This is a genomic window from Winogradskyella sp. 4-2091 (assembly GCF_045765065.1).
Classification (GTDB): domain Bacteria; phylum Bacteroidota; class Bacteroidia; order Flavobacteriales; family Flavobacteriaceae; genus Winogradskyella.
In genome coordinates this window covers 1-18,179 of the sequence record NZ_JBJKOD010000005.1, presented here as the reverse complement: position 1 = coordinate 18,179, position 18,179 = coordinate 1, and the positions used below count along the sequence as shown (strand labels likewise).

General features: G+C 31.3%; 20 protein-coding genes. 13 read left to right on the top strand and 7 right to left on the bottom strand.

Annotated elements, in window-relative coordinates; genetic code table 11:
* Positions 1 to 47: 47 nt before the first annotated feature.
* Genes ACJBCC_RS07865 through ACJBCC_RS07855 form a run of 3 tightly spaced genes read right to left on the bottom strand, consistent with a single transcriptional unit; the run spans position 48 to position 2,239 of the window.
* The gene (locus ACJBCC_RS07865; RefSeq protein WP_407556870.1) at positions 48 to 1,136 is read right to left on the bottom strand and encodes a hypothetical protein; all 1,089 of its coding nucleotides are present in this window, start codon (positions 1,134 to 1,136) and stop codon (positions 48 to 50) included.
* Positions 1,114 to 1,677 carry a hypothetical protein gene (locus ACJBCC_RS07860; protein WP_299101725.1) on the bottom strand — a complete coding sequence of 188 codons (564 nt, stop codon included), beginning with the start codon at positions 1,675 to 1,677 and terminating at the stop codon, positions 1,114 to 1,116. Before ACJBCC_RS07860 ends, ACJBCC_RS07865 begins: the two co-directional genes overlap by 23 nt.
* A gap of 7 nt (positions 1,678 to 1,684) precedes the next feature.
* Positions 1,685 to 2,239 (bottom strand): RNA polymerase sigma factor, encoded by a 555-nt coding sequence (locus ACJBCC_RS07855; RefSeq protein WP_407556869.1) that lies wholly within the window; start codon positions 2,237 to 2,239, stop codon positions 1,685 to 1,687.
* Between the two features lie 229 nt (positions 2,240 to 2,468).
* Here ACJBCC_RS07855 and lon point away from each other — a divergent pair, with 229 nt between their 5' ends.
* The 4 genes from lon to cmk all read left to right on the top strand — a co-directional run bounded on the left by lon (position 2,469) and on the right by cmk (position 7,502).
* Positions 2,469 to 4,922 (top strand): endopeptidase La, encoded by a 2,454-nt coding sequence (gene lon / locus ACJBCC_RS07850; protein WP_299101729.1) that lies wholly within the window; start codon positions 2,469 to 2,471, stop codon positions 4,920 to 4,922.
* Complete coding sequence (locus ACJBCC_RS07845) at positions 4,906 to 5,691, top strand: LysM peptidoglycan-binding domain-containing protein (protein WP_407556868.1); 786 nt, start codon at positions 4,906 to 4,908, stop codon at positions 5,689 to 5,691. The genes lon and ACJBCC_RS07845 overlap by 17 nt, the downstream gene beginning before the upstream one ends.
* A gap of 73 nt (positions 5,692 to 5,764) precedes the next feature.
* The gene (gene porQ, locus ACJBCC_RS07840) at positions 5,765 to 6,796 is read left to right on the top strand and encodes a type IX secretion system protein PorQ (protein ID WP_299101732.1); all 1,032 of its coding nucleotides are present in this window, start codon (positions 5,765 to 5,767) and stop codon (positions 6,794 to 6,796) included.
* Between the two features lie 16 nt (positions 6,797 to 6,812).
* On the top strand, positions 6,813 to 7,502 hold the full coding sequence (cmk, locus tag ACJBCC_RS07835; protein ID WP_299101734.1) for a (d)CMP kinase: 690 nt from the start codon (positions 6,813 to 6,815) through the stop codon (positions 7,500 to 7,502).
* 73 nt (positions 7,503 to 7,575) lie between these two features.
* On the opposite strand, the gene ACJBCC_RS07830 is transcribed toward cmk, so the two are convergent.
* A complete protein-coding gene (locus ACJBCC_RS07830) occupies positions 7,576 to 7,953 on the bottom strand; it encodes a LysM peptidoglycan-binding domain-containing protein (RefSeq protein WP_299101736.1) in 378 nt (125 codons plus the stop codon).
* 410 nt (positions 7,954 to 8,363) lie between these two features.
* On the opposite strand from ACJBCC_RS07830, the gene rpsA reads away from it, so the two are divergent.
* From rpsA to ACJBCC_RS07800, 6 genes are all read left to right on the top strand, one after another.
* Complete coding sequence (gene rpsA / locus ACJBCC_RS07825) at positions 8,364 to 10,193, top strand: 30S ribosomal protein S1 (RefSeq protein WP_299101737.1); 1,830 nt, start codon at positions 8,364 to 8,366, stop codon at positions 10,191 to 10,193.
* Positions 10,194 to 10,279: 86 nt separating this feature from the next.
* Positions 10,280 to 10,756 carry a hypothetical protein gene (locus tag ACJBCC_RS07820; RefSeq protein WP_299101739.1) on the top strand — a complete coding sequence of 159 codons (477 nt, stop codon included), beginning with the start codon at positions 10,280 to 10,282 and terminating at the stop codon, positions 10,754 to 10,756.
* 100 nt (positions 10,757 to 10,856) lie between these two features.
* Positions 10,857 to 11,396: a bifunctional pyr operon transcriptional regulator/uracil phosphoribosyltransferase PyrR gene (gene pyrR, locus ACJBCC_RS07815; RefSeq protein ID WP_299101741.1), complete on the top strand. Its 540-nt coding sequence runs from the start codon at positions 10,857 to 10,859 to the stop codon at positions 11,394 to 11,396.
* Between the two features lie 66 nt (positions 11,397 to 11,462).
* Positions 11,463 to 12,392: an aspartate carbamoyltransferase catalytic subunit gene (locus tag ACJBCC_RS07810; protein WP_407556867.1), complete on the top strand. Its 930-nt coding sequence runs from the start codon at positions 11,463 to 11,465 to the stop codon at positions 12,390 to 12,392.
* A 3-nt stretch (positions 12,393 to 12,395) separates the two neighbouring features.
* Positions 12,396 to 12,728 (top strand): ribonuclease Z, encoded by a 333-nt coding sequence (locus ACJBCC_RS07805; protein ID WP_407556866.1) that lies wholly within the window; start codon positions 12,396 to 12,398, stop codon positions 12,726 to 12,728.
* A 56-nt stretch (positions 12,729 to 12,784) separates the two neighbouring features.
* On the top strand, positions 12,785 to 13,690 hold the full coding sequence (locus ACJBCC_RS07800; protein ID WP_407556865.1) for a ribonuclease Z: 906 nt from the start codon (positions 12,785 to 12,787) through the stop codon (positions 13,688 to 13,690).
* Here ACJBCC_RS07800 and ACJBCC_RS07795 read toward each other — a convergent pair.
* Complete coding sequence (locus tag ACJBCC_RS07795; protein ID WP_299101748.1) at positions 13,687 to 14,100, bottom strand: hypothetical protein; 414 nt, start codon at positions 14,098 to 14,100, stop codon at positions 13,687 to 13,689. The two genes, ACJBCC_RS07800 and ACJBCC_RS07795, sit on opposite strands and share 4 nt — an antisense overlap.
* An 89-nt stretch (positions 14,101 to 14,189) precedes the next feature.
* Here ACJBCC_RS07795 and pdxH point away from each other — a divergent pair, with 89 nt between their 5' ends.
* The 3 genes from pdxH (at position 14,190) to ACJBCC_RS07780 (ending at position 16,569) form a co-directional block, all read left to right on the top strand.
* Entirely contained in the window at positions 14,190 to 14,837 is a 648-nt protein-coding gene (gene pdxH, locus ACJBCC_RS07790) for a pyridoxamine 5'-phosphate oxidase (RefSeq protein ID WP_407556864.1), read from the top strand.
* Between the two features lie 276 nt (positions 14,838 to 15,113).
* Positions 15,114 to 15,608 (top strand): CAP domain-containing protein, encoded by a 495-nt coding sequence (locus ACJBCC_RS07785; protein ID WP_299101752.1) that lies wholly within the window; start codon positions 15,114 to 15,116, stop codon positions 15,606 to 15,608.
* A 109-nt stretch (positions 15,609 to 15,717) separates the two neighbouring features.
* Entirely contained in the window at positions 15,718 to 16,569 is an 852-nt protein-coding gene (locus tag ACJBCC_RS07780) for a T9SS type A sorting domain-containing protein (protein WP_407556863.1), read from the top strand.
* Positions 16,570 to 16,649: 80 nt separating this feature from the next.
* Here ACJBCC_RS07780 and ACJBCC_RS07775 read toward each other — a convergent pair whose 3' ends face one another.
* Both ACJBCC_RS07775 and ACJBCC_RS07770 read right to left on the bottom strand, forming a co-directional pair.
* Positions 16,650 to 17,552, bottom strand: a complete 903-nt coding sequence (locus tag ACJBCC_RS07775) for a carboxypeptidase-like regulatory domain-containing protein (RefSeq protein WP_299101757.1) — start codon at positions 17,550 to 17,552, stop codon at positions 16,650 to 16,652.
* Between the two features lie 105 nt (positions 17,553 to 17,657).
* Positions 17,658 to 18,179, bottom strand: a 522-nt coding sequence (locus ACJBCC_RS07770) for an OmpA family protein (RefSeq protein WP_407556861.1), incomplete at its 5' end; no start/stop codon positions are given.

Sequence of the window (18,179 nt, the reverse complement as noted above, 5' to 3'; positions counted from 1 at the left end):
TAGTTAATGTTTTATTGATTTATAATTGATGATGTCTTAAACTAAATTTAATTCTTCTTAAAAGTTACACTTCCATATTCAGAATTTATTTTAATCAAGTTACCAGAATCTTTAGAGCCATAGTAACCGCTGTATTTTTTTTCGGTGTGATCAATTTCTTTATTGGTAAAATTAAAACTATCAGATTCTCGCAAGGATGCAAACTCTAAGTCTATATCGAAGTTGAAATTATAATTAGCGTCATGGCCAATTGTAATACCAGTAAAATCTGCTGTAATATCTATATCGCCAGCTTTAGAAGCCATTCGGTCTATTTTTAACGAACCATAATTAGCGTTTAGTCTTACGTTCTTGTATACATTGCCTAGTCGCAGAGTGAGATAATCACCTTTGCCCTCAAAATTATTAACATTATCTACTTTTAAAGATCCATAATCACAGTTGTACTCTACATGCTCTGCAACTTCCACAATAGATTTTGTATAGTCTGCTTTTATCATTAAATCTTTAGTTTTTGCAACGGTAAAGCCACTATAATCCGCTATTATCTCGCCACTTTTTATATATTCAAAATAACAATTAGAACTATAATCAAAACGGATTTCGTTATTGTCTGCCATTAATTCTTTAGTGGTAATTTTACCATAATCACAACTTAATTTTGCGACGCCATTTAATCGGTCTAAGTTAATGGATCCGTAATCTTGTGATAAGTCTACATTTCCAGAAATAGGCATTTTAATAACATAATTAACTTCAATCTGAAGATTCATGTTTTTTCCCCAATTCCACCAGCTACTTTTGTTTTTGCTAATGTGTGTGATGGCTGAAACCAAATCATTTGTAGATGAGAAATCTATATTAATACCTTCAATTTTTTCTTCAACCTTATCGGCATTATTACCTGTAACTTTAATAAGGATATCAAAATCAATACGATTTTCTTCCCAGGTAATTACATCTACACTTCCAAAGCTATTATCTACTTTTAGTGTGGCATTAGATGAGACATTAAACGTCTTTTTTATGCTGCGTTCTTTTGAAGATTTCTTGAGGTCTTCGCCAGTATTTGCGAATACAATACTCGGTAAGAGTAAAAGTAAAAAGGCAATTTTATAATGTATTTTTAGGTTCATTTGTATTTGTTTTAAGTTCTTTAATTACTTCAATCTGTTCTAATACAGTATTTAAAATATCTATTCGGTTTTGAAAATTTGAAATCATCGCATATATAACACGTTGGTTTTTTCCACTTTCGGTTAAATCTGTTTTTAATTTTTGATAATCGTTCTCTAAAAGTTTAATTTGCGCTAAAGCATCACTAATAATCTGCTCCGTTAAAGGTGAGCGTTCTTCGTTTAGTTTTTTTAATTCGTTTTCAATTGTTACTGTAAAGAAGTCTTGTGTTTCAGACATTTCAGGTGATACACTTGCTAAATCTAAATCTTCAGAATCATTTTGTAACGTTGTAAAAAGACCTAAACATATTATTATAGAAGCTGCAATGGCTAAAAAAGGTTTCCAGTTAAAACCAGATGATTTTTTAACTTCTATTGAAGCTATATCGTTAGATTTCAATTTATCTAAAAATCGTTGTTCATGATTGGTTTGTGGGGTTTCAATATCAAATTGACCCTTCAAATTATCAAATAAACTATCTAAATTATCTTTTTCCATAATTAAATTAAGATGCTTTTAGTACTAATTTTTTTCTCAAACTTTCTTTTGCTCTCGATATTAAAGTTCTGCAATTGGCATAAGAGATATTCATAATCTCGCAGATTTCTTCGTAATCGTAACCTTCTATTAAATGTAGTGTTAGGCTTAAACTGTAATTGGGTTTTAAAGTTCTCATAACGTCTAAAATTTGTTTTACTTTCTCATTATTTTGGTCTGGTTCAACAATGCCGTCGTTATCTTCTACTTTATAAATCACAGCGTCTAAGGGCACTTCATTTTGTCTTACTTTTTTATTGTAATAGCCAATACTATTGTTTATTACAATACGTTTTAACCATGCACCAAACATGTTGGTGTCTTCTAAGGACTTCAATTTTGTAAAAGCGGTTAAAAACGACTCTTGCATAATGTCCTCAGCTTTAAAAGAATCTTTTACAATTCTTATGGCTGTGTTATACATCGCTTTGTTATATCTGTTGTAAATTTCCAACTGTGCACGTTGGTTACCAGATTGACAAAGGATTAATAACTGTTCGATATTTTGATTGGTTGATGTCAAAAAACAATTGCTTTTACTTATAGATGACGTCTTTTTTGAAGTGTTACAGTTTTAATGAAAAAAAAATTAAACTGTGATAAAGGTAATGGCATAACAATTGGAATTACTATAGTGTGAATAACTTTGAATATCTTATAAGTATTTGATATTCAGTATAAAGTTAAATTTTAATACATTTAAAATAATGTTATTCTGTTTGGTTTTATGACAGAATGACCATAATATATATATGAAAAAATCAAAATTTTTAAATTTAGACAATCTGTCATTTCAGGATTTCGATGAGAATTCAGAATTAATTCCATTAATGACTCCTGAAGATGAAGAATTAATAAACAGCGAATCTTTGCCAGAATCGTTACCAATTTTGCCTTTAAGAAATACGGTATTGTTTCCTGGTGTTGTAATTCCTATCACAGCAGGTCGTGATGCGTCTATTAAATTAATTAATGATGCCAATAAAGGCGGAAAAGTCATTGGTGTTGTATCTCAAATAGACGAAACTGTAGAAAACCCAACAGCAAAAGATATCTATAAAACAGGTACAGTGGCACGTATTTTAAAAGTGCTAAAAATGCCAGATGGTAACACAACTGTGGTTATACAAGGTAAAAAGCGGTTTGCTATAAATGAGGTAACTTCAGAGAAACCGTATTTAACAGCAACAATTTCTGATATTCCTGAGGCTAAACCTGCAGCAGATAATGAGGAATTTAAGGCTATTATAGATTCTATAAAAGATTTGTCTTTAGAGATTATTAAGGAAAGTCCAAACATTCCGTCTGAAGCGAGTTTTGCGATTAAGAATATTGAAAGTAATTCGTTTTTAATCAATTTTGTGTCTTCTAACATGAATCTTAAAGTAGAGGAGAAGCAAGAATTATTAAAGATTAACGATTTAAAAGAACGTGCGCTTCAAACATTGAAGTTTATGAATCTAGAATATCAGAAGCTTGAGCTTAAAAATGATATTCAGTCTAAGGTTCAGAGCGATATGAATCAGCAACAACGTGAGTATTTCTTGCATCAACAGATGAAAACTATCCAAGAAGAATTGGGTGGAGGCGTTTCTTCTGGTGAAGAGATTGAAGATATGCGTGCACGTGCTAAAGACAAAAAATGGGACGATAAAGTAAAGGAACATTTTGAAAAAGAATTAGCCAAAATGCAACGTATGAATCCTCAGGTGGCTGAGTATTCTATTCAACGTAACTATTTAGACTTGTTTTTAGATTTACCTTGGAACGAATTTAGCAAGGATAAATTTGACCTTAAACGTGCTCAGAAAATTTTAGATAGAGACCATTTTGGTTTAGAAGATGTAAAGAAAAGAATTATAGAATATTTGGCCGTTTTAAAACTTAGAAACGACATGAAATCGCCAATTCTGTGTTTATATGGACCTCCTGGTGTTGGTAAAACCTCTTTAGGGAAATCTGTAGCTGAAGCTTTGGGTAGAGAATATGTTAGAATTTCTTTGGGTGGTTTAAGAGACGAAGCCGAAATTAGAGGACATAGAAAAACGTACATTGGTGCAATGCCAGGACGTATTATTCAGAGTTTAAAAAAGGCACAGACATCTAACCCAGTTTTTGTATTAGATGAGATAGATAAATTATCTTCAGGTCATCAAGGTGACCCATCGTCTGCTTTATTAGAAGTTTTAGACCCAGAACAAAACAGTGAGTTTTATGATAATTTCCTAGAAATGGGATACGATTTATCTAAAGTTATGTTCATTGCGACCTCTAATAGTTTAAATACAATTCAGCCTGCATTAAGAGACCGAATGGAAATCATTAATGTTACAGGTTATACTATTGAAGAAAAAGTAGAGATTGCTAAACGTCATTTATTACCAAAGCAATTAAAAGAGCATGGTTTAGATGACAAAGCGTTAAAAATTGCTAAACCACAATTAGAAAAAATAGTTGAAGGATATACAAGAGAATCTGGAGTTAGAGGCTTAGAGAAGCAAATTGCAAAAATGGTACGCTATGCTGCCAAGAATATTGCAATGGAAGAAGATTACAATATCAAAATCTCTAATGATGATGTTATTGAAGTTTTAGGAAGCCCTCGATTAGAACGTGATAAGTACGAAAATAATGATGTTGCAGGTGTAGTAACAGGCTTAGCTTGGACAAGTGTTGGTGGAGATATTTTATTTATAGAATCTATTTTATCTAAAGGTAAAGGCGCTTTGTCTATTACTGGTAACTTAGGGAAAGTGATGAAAGAGTCTGCGACTATAGCTATGGAATACATTAAAGCCAATGCAGAAGAGTTTGGTATTAATCCAGAAATATTTGCCAAATACAATGTGCATATTCACGTGCCAGAAGGAGCAACACCAAAAGATGGACCAAGTGCAGGTGTTACTATGTTAACTTCTTTAGTATCTTTGTTTACGCAACGTAAAGTTAAGAAGAGCTTGGCAATGACAGGCGAAATTACATTACGTGGTAAAGTATTACCTGTTGGTGGAATTAAAGAAAAAATCTTAGCAGCTAAACGTGCTCGTATTAAAGAGATTTTGCTTTGTGAAGACAACAGAAGAGATATTGAAGAAATTAAACCTGAATATTTAAAAGGCCTAACGTTTCATTACGTAACAGATATGAGTGATGTGTTAAAGCTGGCTCTTACCAAGCAAAAAGTAAAAAATGCAAAAAAATTATAGATTAATTATATCCATTATTACCCTCGGATTTTCTAGTATATGTGCATTTGCACAAGACTCAATAGTTGCACAAAATACTATTGAGTATAAAGATGTTTTTTTAGACGGGAAACCAGCTAAACTAAATGTTGCAACTGGAGAAGTAAAGCTAGTGCAGCCAAAAGATAAAGTAGAAACAGTTGTAAAAGAATCAGTAGTTAATGCTGCTGATTCTAGCAACAATAATCAAACTGAAAATAGCGTAAGTAATACAGTAAAGGAGTCAGATTTTTATATAGTAAAAGAAGGCGAATCGTTGTTTGATGTTTCTAAAAAGTATAATGTTTCTTTAAGTGAGTTAAAGGCAGCAAATAATTTAGAAACAACTTTAATTAATGTGGGTCAAAAATTAAGAGTAGGTAATTTTGATGCTGTTGAAGCTATCACTAATACTAGTAATTCTAGCTCAGAAAACGCAAATTCAGATTATTATATTGTTGAACGCGGTAATACCTTATTCAGTTTGGCCAATCGATTTAATTTAAGTGTTAATGAGCTGAAGCGAATGAATAATTTAAATTCAAATGTGATTAGGGTTGGTCAAAGACTTCGTGTTAATGGATCGGAAACATCTAATATAACTAATGGTGCTTCATATTATGTAGTAAAAAATGGAGATAATTTATATCGAATTGCACTCAATAATGGTACAACGGTTAACGAAATAAAGCGTTTAAATGGATTAACGAGTAATCTTATTACAGTTGGTCAAGAATTACAGTTACGATAGAAATATTTTCTACTCAAAAAATAAAAAAATCATATCATCGTTTTAAGATAGATTTAGTTATTTTGCAAAATCTATGATTAAAAGGATTCTCACCTTATTTTTAATGCTATTGGCATTGCCTGTGTTCGCACAATTAGGTGGAGAATCAACTTATCAATTTCTTAACTTAGTATCGTCTCCGAGACAGGCAGCATTAGGAGGGAAAATTATTACTAATTTCGATCATGATGTTACTGAAGCACTATACAATCCGGCTTCAATAAATTATCAAATGAATAATCAGTTGGCCGTGAATTACTCAAATTACTTAGGAGGAATCAGCTACGGAACTGCAGCATATGCTTATACTTGGGATAGACATGTGCAAACTTTTCATTTTGGTGTAACCTATATTAATTATGGCTCGTTTGATGGTTATGATTTAAATGGGAATTCTACAGGAACGTTTAGTGGCAATGAAACAGCAATTTCATTTGGGTATAATTATCAAATTCCATATTCAGATTTTTATGTAGGTGCTAATATTAAGTTTATTACATCTTTATTAGAACAATATAATTCGGTTGGTGGAGCCTTAGATTTTGGCGTAATGTATATTAATGAAAAGTTAGATTTTCATGCGGCATTAACAGTAAGAAATGTTGGGACGCAGTTTTCTACTTATGCTGGTCAACACGAGCCTTTACCATTTGAGATTAATTTTGGCATGTCTCAAACCTTAGAGAATATGCCGTTGCGTTGGCATGTCACTCTAGAGAACTTGCAACAATGGCCAATTTCTGTAGAAAATCCGGCAAGAGCAACCACAGATTTAGATGGTAACCAAACGGAAGAAAAATTAAGCTTTTTTAATAAAGGGTTACGACATCTTATTTTAGGAGCAGAATTATTTCCTGAAGGAGGTTTTAATTTAAGATTTGGTTATAACTTTAGACGCGCAGAAGAATTACGAATAGTTGATCAGAGAAACTTTTCTGGTTTATCGTTTGGCGTAGGTATTAAGCTCAATAAAATGCGTTTAAGTTATACACATGCGAGATATACAGGAGCTTCTAATACGAGTTTTCTAGGACTTCAAATTGATTTAGATGGTAGAAGAAGATAAAACAAACAACACGTCAATGAAAAAAATTGTCATTGCTATAGATGGATTTTCATCTACAGGAAAAAGTACAATTGCTAAACAATTAGCTAAACAACTCAACTATATTTATGTAGATACAGGAGCGATGTATAGAGCTGTTACCTATTTTGCATTAGAAAACGAATGTATTGGAGATAGCTTTTTTAAAGAGGATGATCTTATTAATAAATTAAGTGAAATTACTATTACATTTAAGTTTAATGAAAAAGCGGGATTCGCTGAAGTGTATTTAAACGGAAAAAATATTGAATCAGATATTAGGACACTTAAAGTTTCAAAATATGTAAGTCCTGTGGCTACATTATCTGAGGTAAGACGAAAATTAGTTGAGCAACAACAACTCATGGGCAAAGATAAAGGGATTGTAATGGATGGCAGAGATATTGGAACTGTTGTTTTTCCTGACGCAGAATTAAAAATCTTTATGACGGCCTCTGCAGAAACTAGAGCAAAACGTCGTTATAAAGAATTACTAGATCGTGGTCATAACCTAAGTTACGAAGATGTTTTAGAAAATGTAACAACAAGAGATCATATAGATTCCACAAGAGAGGATTCTCCTCTAGTGAAAGCAAATGATGCTATTGAGATTGATAATTCTAATTTAACTATAGAAAGTCAACTGAATCGATTGATACAATTAGCAGATGACATCATATCGAAATAAAGTATTTTACTATTTTATTGTAATAAAAAAGCGACCCTTAGGTCGCTTTTTCTATAATTATATTTATTCCAAATTATAGGTTAGGAATAATTAATTCTTGATCTGGGTGAATAACATCCGGATTTTTAAGTAAATCAGAGTTAGCAGCAAAAATCTCTTTGTACTTCATTGCATCACCATAGTAGTGCTTAGCAATTTTTCCTAAAGTTTCACCAGAAGCAACAGTATGTCTAGCATATACAGACTCATCTGCAACTTTAATATTTGCCATAATATCAGCTGGATTGTCTCCACCTGCTTCTTTAATCTTATCCCAAATTAGGTTTTTTTCGTACTGAGTTGCTGCAGTTCCAGTTACCTGTAATACACCATCTTTTTCGCTAACATCACCATTCTGAATGTTCAATTTTTCTCCTAAGTCTAATACGCCTTGGTATTTTGCTTTAACCATTGTTTAAATATTTTAATTGTTAATAGTATTGTAAAGATACCAAAATATGTGCCAAGTTTTGTGCTAATTTCATCATTTTGATATTCTATTTAATATGAAACAATAAATAGACTTAGGTCACTTATTTTTAAAATAAAGTTATAGAATGAAATGTATGATTCACTTGTGTTTATCAGTAAAATGTCATTCAAAAGCTAAAAAGACTAAATTTTTTATAAATCATTGTGGCTCAGTGATACTTTTACTTTAATTTGTCTTGTGATAAACTTATAAATGTTGTACTTTTGCGCACCTTTTTAGTGGATAATAGAAAATAAAAAGGATTTGATATAATTTTAATTAATATCTTCTGTAGATTTTTCCACTATTGTTTTCAAAATATACAGAATACAAATTTTAATTCAGCACACATGTCTGAAAAAGAAACAAATCAAGCTGAGGTTGAAGCAACTGAAGCAGTTCAAGCTCCAGTAATCTCTGAAGCTCAAGCAAATCCAGAAAAATTCTTAAAAGAGTTCGATTGGCACAATTACGAAGAAGGAATTGAGCAAGTTGCGGACACTAAATTAGAAGAGTTTGAAAAATTAGTATCAGAAAATTTCGTTGACACTTTAGATGACGAAGTAGTAGAAGGTACTGTTATTACAATCACAGATCGTGATGCAATTATTGATATTAACGCAAAGTCAGAAGGTGTAATTTCTCTTAACGAGTTCCGTTACAACCCTAATTTAGCTGTTGGTGACAAAGTTGAAGTATTAATTGATGTGCGTGAAGATGCAACTGGTCAATTAGTATTATCTCACAGAAAAGCGAGAGTAATTAAAGCATGGGATCGTGTAAACAATGCACATGATACTGGCGAAATCGTTAACGGTTTTGTGAAATGTAGAACTAAAGGTGGTATGATCGTAGATGTATTTGGTATAGAAGCTTTCTTACCAGGTTCTCAAATCGATGTGAAGCCTATTAGAGATTACGATCAGTACGTAAATAAAACTATGGAATTTAAAGTTGTGAAAATCAACCATGAATTCAAAAACATAGTTGTTTCTCATAAAGCTTTAATTGAAGCTGATATTGAAGAACAAAAGAAAGAAATCATTGGTCAACTAGAAAAAGGACAAGTATTAGAAGGTATTGTGAAAAACATTACTTCTTATGGTGTGTTTATCGATCTAGGTGGTGTAGATGGTTTAGTTCATATTACAGATTTATCTTGGTCTCGTATCAACCATCCAAATGAGATTGTTGAGTTAGATCAGAAATTAAATGTTGTAATACTTGATTTTGATGAAAACAAATCAAGAATTCAATTAGGTCTTAAGCAGTTATCTAAGCATCCTTGGGAAGCTTTAGGTGAAACTGTAAAAGTTGGAGATAAAGTAAAAGGTAAAGTTGTAGTTATCGCTGATTACGGTGCTTTTGTTGAAGTAGAAGAAGGTGTAGAAGGATTAGTTCACGTAAGTGAAATGTCTTGGTCAACACATTTACGTTCAGCTCAAGATTTCGTTTCAGTAGGTGATGAAATCGATGCTGTTATCTTAACTTTAGATAGAGAAGATCGTAAAATGTCTCTTGGTATTAAGCAATTAACGCCAGATCCATGGACAGATATTACTACTAAGTATCCTGTAGGTTCTAAGCACACAGGTATTGTACGTAACTTTACAAACTTTGGTGTTTTTGTTGAATTAGAAGAAGGTATTGATGGATTAATTTACATCTCAGATTTATCTTGGACTAAGAAAATTAAGCATCCATCTGAGTTCTGTAACGTAGGTGATAACTTAGACGTAGTGGTATTAGAATTAGACGTAGATGGACGTAAATTATCTTTAGGTCATAAACAAACTACTGATAACCCTTGGGATAAGTACGAAACTGAATTTGCTTTAGGTACTACACATACTGCAGCAATTACAGAAATGGTAGACAAAGGCGCAACTATTGACTTTAACGAAGATATCGTTGCATTTGTACCAGCACGTCACTTAGAGAAAGAAGATGGTTCTAAACTTGGTAAAGGTGAAGAAGCAGAATTCAAGATCATTGAATTTAATAAAGAATTCAAACGTGTTGTAGCATCTCATACAGCAGTATTTAGAGAAGAAGAAGCTAAAATCGTTAAGCAAGCTGTTAGAAAACAGGAAGCTCAAGCGGCAGAAGCTAAGCCAACTTTAGGTGATGCAAATGATGCTTTACAAGCGCTTAAAGATAAAATGGACGGGAAGAAATAATCCCAATTCCTTTGAAAAAAGGAATCACATTAATCTATATGATAAAAGCCTCTCAATTTTTGAGAGGCTTTTTTATATTTAATGATATGAAAAATATATACTACGTTTTATCATCATTGTTACTATTTATAATTGGCTTTTTTTGCTACCAATCTTTTTTTGTAATTGTAATTAACATAGTTGGTCTTCATGATGTTGAATTGGTAAGTAACAGTATTAGTTCTAGGTTTGTTACACGGTTGGTTTTTGCTATAATTTTAAGTTGTATTCCTGCGCTATATTATAATATTCAAAAGATGTTCAAAATTAGCTTTTGGTTTGATGGTGCATATATATTAGTTATTATGGCCTTTTTTGGAAGCTTATTTTCAATTTTAAGAGGCGTATATATTTATGAGAAATTAATGGTTTTAACTAGTATAAAAACTCAAGATCGTTATAAACTATCGTATGCTCTAGATGACTTTAATTTTGAATACTATTTATTGTTTGGGTTTATTGTTGGCGGATTAATAAGTTCAGGACTGTTAAGTTTAAGACCTAGACTAAAAGATGAAAATTAGCTTTTATAAGTTCTAATCTACATTTTGTCTTTGCAAGAAAAACCATTGCAAACAAATATTTTTATCCTAACTTTGTAAACCAACAACGTTTGGAAACTATATGAGTCACAAAGTACTACTTAACTCTAAAGAAGTCAATATTACCCTTCACAGATTGGCTTGTCAACTCATTGAGAATCATGATGATTTTTCTGAAACAGTACTAATAGGTATTCAACCAAGAGGTAAATTTTTAGCTGATCGTTTAGCGGAAATTCTTACCGTAGATTATAAGATAAAAAATATTCAACTTGGCCATTTAGATATTACATTTTTTAGAGATGATTTTAGAAGAGGAGAAAAACCATTAGAAGCTAATACCACTATTATTGATTTTATAGTTGAAGATAAAAACGTGGTTTTTATTGATGATGTTTTATATACCGGTAGAAGTATTAGATCTGCACTAACAGCAATTCAGTCTTTTGGAAGGCCTAAGGATATTGAGTTGTTAACTTTAATTGATAGACGTTTTAGTAGACATTTACCAATACAACCTAATTATAGAGGACGACAAGTAGATGCTATTGATAACCAAAAGGTAATTGTTAAGTGGCTAGAAAATGAAGATGAAGATGCCGTATATTTGGTAAACAAGTAAAGTTATAGCATAATATATAAAGTGAAATGCCAAAGGCGAATAGCTAATAGTTAAAAGCAAATAAAAATGAGCGAATTAAGTGTTAATCACTTATTAGGAATTAAATATCTCACTAAAGAAGATATCAACCTTATTTTTGAAACTGCAGATCAGTTTAAAGAGGTAATCAATAGACCTATCAAAAAAGTGCCATCATTGAGAGATATCACTATTGCTAATCTGTTTTTTGAAAATTCAACCAGAACAAAACTTTCTTTTGAATTAGCAGAAAAACGATTGTCTGCAGATGTAATTAACTTTTCGGCTTCACAATCTTCAGTAAAAAAAGGAGAAACGCTTATAGATACTGTTAATAATATTTTGTCTATGAAAGTAGATATGGTAGTTATGCGTCATCCCAATCCAGGAGCTGGTGTATTTTTATCTAAACATGTTAACGCAAGTATTATTAATGCTGGTGATGGTGCACATGAGCATCCTACACAAGCATTATTAGATTCTTATTCTATACGAGAAAAATTAGGAAGTGTTAAAGGTAAAAATGTGGTTATTGTTGGTGATATTTTGCATAGTAGAGTCGCACTTTCAAATATATATGCTTTGCAATTACAAGGTGCAAACGTGATGGTTTGTGGACCAAAAACGTTATTGCCCAAATACATAAAAGACTTAGGAGTTAAAGTTGAAACCAATCTAAAAAAAGCATTAGAGTGGTGCGATGTCGCTAATATGTTGCGCGTACAAAATGAGCGTATGGATATTAGTTATTTTCCTTCTACTAGAGAATATACACAGCAATTTGGAGTTAATAAAGAACTGTTAGATAGTTTAGATAAAGAGTTTGTAATAATGCATCCTGGACCAATAAATAGAGGTGTAGAAATTACAAGTGATGTTGCAGATTCTAAACAAGCCATTATTTTAAATCAAGTTGAAAATGGTGTAGCCGTTAGGATGGCAGTGATTTATTTATTAGCTTCTAAAATTAAACAATAAATTATGATAATAGATAGAGACGGTAATACTACAATTATTGCTCAAGAAAAAGCTTCTGTAAAAGCTTTAGTAAATAATATTGAGCAAGCTTACGATAAATATAAAAATTACCACTTAATAGTAAGATTATCTAGTTTAGATAAAATTTCATTAGAAGATGTTATAGAATTTTTAAGATTAAGCAATAATCATCGTGCTGCGAAGAAAAGCTTTGTTGTTGTTTCTGCGCAAGTAGAAATAGATCAAATACCAGATGAGATTGTTGTAGTACCTACAATTGAAGAAGCATACGATATTATTGAAATGGAAGATATGGAACGCGATTTAGGGTTTTAAAAACCCTTGATCAGAATGGCAATAAACACTGCTATTCCTTACAATAAAAACATTAAATGAAATTAACCATATTAGGTTGCCATAGCGCAACACCACGTATTAATACTAATCCTACATCTCAAGTACTAGAGATCAAAAATCATATGTTTCTTATAGATTGTGGAGAAGGTACTCAAGTTGAGTTAAGACGTAATAAGGTTAAGTTTTCAAGAATTAAGCATATTTTTATTTCGCATCTTCATGGCGATCATTACTTTGGATTAATTGGTTTAGTGAACACATTTAGTTTATTAACCAGAGAAACCGAGCTTCATATATATGCACCCAAAGGCCTTAAAGAAGTCATAACACTGCAAATGAAATTAGCAGGTGGTTGGACAAGATATGAGCTTATTTTTCATGAATTAAGCGCTACTGATTCTCAATTAATTTACGAGGATGATAAAGTAGAAGTGCATACTATTCCTTTAAAACATAGAATTTATACTAATGGCTTCTTATTTAAGGAAAAAGATAATGAACGTAAGTTAGATATTAACTTGGTAAATGAAGCTAATATAAACAAAGCATATTTCAGGAAATTAAAACAAGGGTTTGATGTAGAAAATGAAGATGGTGTTTTAATCAGCAATGAAAAAGTAACTAAAGATCCAGCTGAGGCAAAAAGTTACGCCTATTGTAGTGATACCGTATATAATGAAGCTATCATTCCTATTATTAAAGAGGCAACAGTTTTGTATCATGAATCTACATTCTTAGAAAAAGATAAAGCGCGCTGCAGTCCAACAAAACACAGTACAGCAAGCCAAGCCGCTACAATTGCCGAGAAAGCAAATGTAGAAACTTTAATACTTGGCCATTATTCTACACGTTATAACGATTATAATTTGTTTAAAATGGAAGCTGAAACCGTTTTTGATAATGTATTGTTATCAAAAGATGGAAAATCCTTCGAGTTTTAATTCAACTCAGACAATCCTTGTACCCAACCAATAGCTTCTTCTAAGCTTGTAGCTCGTTTCATACTTATGGCTGCTAATTGCTTTTCAATTTTAGCATTCATAAAGGACCTATCCGAATAACTAACAATTGACACAGCGATTAATATGCTATCATCTTTATCAAAATAAGACCATAAAATAGGGTCAATTGAATAAGAATTAACGCGATTGGCAATATAGGCTAGTTTTTTATGATTGCCGTAATGGGCTCTAATTTCGGTTAGCAACTGATTAAGTTTAGATGAATTAAAATGAATACCTTCATTTACTTCCATTATGTAGTAATCTTCAAATAAGTAGATTATGCCAAAATCTAGGGTTAATTTTTCGTAATTAAGGGATTTGGATAAAAGGGAATTTTCAAAATGCATTTAAGGGAATTATATTTTTAAGGGTGGTTATTCGTTAAAGCTACACTTTTTTTGATAGAAACAAAATATTGAATTAACTTCGTATTACTATGGAAAAGGACTTAAGCAATTACAGAAAATCATACGAAAAGGGGGAATTATTATTAAATAATGTACCAGAAAATCCAATGGAATTATTCCGCGATTGGTTTGTAGAAGTAGATACACATTTTAATGTAGATGAAACTAATGCGATGACAATTTCTACCTTAGGATTAGATGGTTATCCTAAAAATAGAGTAGTACTACTTAAGAAATATACGCACGAAGGTTTTATTTTTTACACTAATTATAATAGCGAAAAAGGGAAAGCAATAGCAGCAAATCCTAACGTTTGTTTATCCTTCTTTTGGCATGCCGCAGAACGCCAAATTATAATAAAAGGTAAGGCAGAAAAAATTTTAGAAAATCTTAGTGATGGTTATTTTGAGTCTAGACCAAGAGGAAGTCAATTAGGTGCAATGGCATCTAATCAAAGTGAAGTAGTAATAAATAGATCTATATTAGAATCTAAGCTAAGAGAATTAGAAATTAAGTATGAAGGACAAACTATAGAGCGACCAAAAAATTGGGGAGGTTATATTATAAGACCAGAAGAACTAGAATTTTGGCAAGGAAGACCTAATCGGTTACATGATAGAATCAGATATAAACTTCAAAAAGATTATAATTGGAAGATTGAGCGCTTAGAACCATAATCATTGAATAATCTAATAAATGAATTATTATAAGGTCAATTTAAAATTAAGCGATTGTTATATCATTATATGTTGTTCTTCACTATTTAAAACATCGATGAAATACATTTAATCAATGTTGTTCTACGTTAAAATTAGAATCAAAAGTGCATTTCGTCGATGTTTTGCATTTTAATTCGACGAATAACATGTAGTTTGTCGTTTTTAACATTTCTTTAACATTTTAATATAAGTGTGAGGTTAATTTAGTATTCCCAAACCTAAATAACCTAGCTTATGAAAGCCCTTAAATTCTTTTCTTTATTGACATTATTTGTACTGTTTAGTTTAACATCTTGTTCATCAGAACCTCTAGAGGATGACTTAAATGCTATTGAAGTACCTGCAGTTCCTCAAGCTAAGCAAATAGAAATTGAGATTATGGAGCTAATTAATGCACATAGAATTTCTATAGGTTTAAATGCGTTAGAGAATCATGATACTGTTAAAGCAGTTGCATTAACTCATACTAATTACATGATTGAAGAAGATAATGTTTCTCATGATTATTTCTATTTAAGAAAGCAAAGTTTACAAGATAATGCAAGCGCAGCTGTTGTAACAGAAAATGTAGGTTATGGTTTTTATACAGCGCAAGGTGTTGTGACAGCATGGTTGAACAGTCCTGGTCATAGAGCTAATATAGAAGGTGATCATACAGATTTTGATGTTTCTGCTGAACAAAATTTAGAAGGCAAATGGTATTTCACTAATATGTTTATTAAGCGATAATACTTATACTTACACAATTAGATATTACTTATAATTTTTAGCATTCAAACAATAAAACAGGTTAGCACCCTAATCTGGTTAATATATATTCATTCCTTAATCTCAGACTATGAAACAAAAATTACTATTCAGTTTACTTTTTTCAATTTTATCTTTTCTGGCGTTTGCTCAGAGCGTAAAGATTACTACAATGGTAGAAGGAGATTGTCCTACAGGTGATGTAGCACCAAGATTTATAGAGTTATATGTTGACGGTACTGTAGATGTCACTAACTTAAAAATACAGTATCAATTTGCTTCGGCAGATAATTGGGTTACAAATAACTCTATTGGTGTTGGGCAATACACTGATACATATTTATATTTTGTTAATGATATTGATGCGTTCGATGTTAATTTTTCTGGTGTCAGAACAGCACAAAACACCACTACAGGTACGTTATTATCTAGCGTAGAAGGAGGTGATAAGATTAGACTCGTAGATTCGTCAAATAACGACCAAGTACTAGATATTTTTGGAATTGATGGAGAAAATGGAGAAACAAAATCTTGGAACTTTTCAAATTCTTATGTGCAAAGAAACAGTGATAGTGGACCTAGTTCTACATTCATTGAATCAGAATGGAATATAACCCCTAAAAATACGCTTTTATTTGCGGGTGTTTGTTGGGGAGAAGATCCTTTAGATACAATTGTTACTCTGCAAAGTAATGCACTTTCAGTAAATGATTTAACATTATCTACTAATAGAATTAAATGCTATCCAAATCCAGCAAAAAATTATATTAAGGTTTCAGGTTTAACTACAGCTGAAAATTTTTCGATGTATGATATATTGGGAAATCAAGTTTTTAAAGGAACATTAAAAAATAACGAAAGTTTAGATCTTTCTAACTTAACATCAGGAATCTACCTGCTAAAGACTGAAAATGGTCAAACTTTGAAAATTATTAAAGATTAAGCTCAAAATAGATTATCTATTTTAAATCTCTGGTTAAATTTTAATCGGAGATTTTTTTTGAAATAGATTTAGAATTTAATTCAATCAGCTTCGTATTTTACTTCTACTTTTATAAAAGGAATAGCGAATAATCTCTTTTTAAATACTGACTTTTTTGAATGTTTAACCCAATCTATTGATCGAGAACGTGAGTATTTTATTTTTTGGGTGGTATGTGTATATAGAATGCTAGGTGTTGTTAAATACATTGAACCTTCAATTTTAACTTTATCTGGCTTTATAGTTTCGATACCAACAAATATTCCTTTATCTAAAAAAGGTATATCCAAACCTTCTAAATCAATTTTAAAATTCTTTTGATCTTTTTCAGGTTTAATTATGATGTCTTCATAGTAGATAGGATCGCTAGGAAAGCCCAAGTCATTTACAGCGTAAAAGGCTAATCTATAATAGGTTTGATATGTTTTGAAATCTTTATCATTTATGGTTTTAAACTTTAATTGTAATGAAGTTAGTTTACCTCTTTTCTCTTTAGAATTCTCAATTAGAATTGCTGTCTCTGAGCCATAAGTTGAAGAAGTAGGGAAGGTTTGTTTTCTATTTCCAGTTTTAAGTTTAATTGTATTTTTATTATACTTAATGGCTTCACTTTTTATAAAAACTTCATCTAAAGCTTCATGAATAGTGCGCATTTTAAAATTTAATGTATTGTTGTCAGAATTGAGAAATTGTAACACGGCTATTTTTAGTTTTTTATAGCCTATTAAAGACACAACTAGTGTATCGTTTTTTGAAGACTGAGAAAAATCTATAGAATATTTACCTTTTTCATTGCTATACGTTCCTATGTTCTTACCTTTTACTGAAATGTTTACGTAGGCTAATTTTGCATTAGTAAGACTATCTATAACAGTCCCTTTTAAGGTTTGAGTATGTGCTGAAAAATTTGAAAAAAGAAAAGTTATGATTATTAAATATTTCATACTTATGTATTACTACAATATTACAATAATCTAATTTTAAACAAAAAAGAGCAAGTTCAATACGAACTCACTCTTTTTTCTTAGTAAAACTATGGTTTAGTTAATTTAAGGCTTCTGCTCTTCACCATCCACGATATAGAAGTAAGAACGTCTATTAACTTGGTGTTGTTCTTCCGAACATTTAACACCATTAGCACATTTATTTAACAATCTAGTTTCCCCAAAACCTCTAGCACTTTGTATTCTGCTAGGCTCAATACCACGCGATATGATGTATTCTCTAGTGGATTTAGCACGTCTGTCTGATAGTTTTAGGTTATACTTATCACGTCCTCTACTGTCGGTATGGGATTCAATTTTAATGACCATTTCTTTGTGCTTACGTAAAACGTTTACAATATTTTCGAGTTCGTATTGTGCATCGGTTCTAATTGCATCCTTATCATAGTCAAAGAAAATAGGATTAATAATAATCTGACTTTCTAAGATTAGTGGTTTAAGCACGAGATCTGCAGTTATGGTGTCTTCGTTTTTTCTAGAAGTTGTGATGATTTTCTTGTCCTCTTGGTAATCTTCTTTAGTTCCTAGTATGGTATAAGTTTGGTTACATTCAACCTCAAAGGTGTA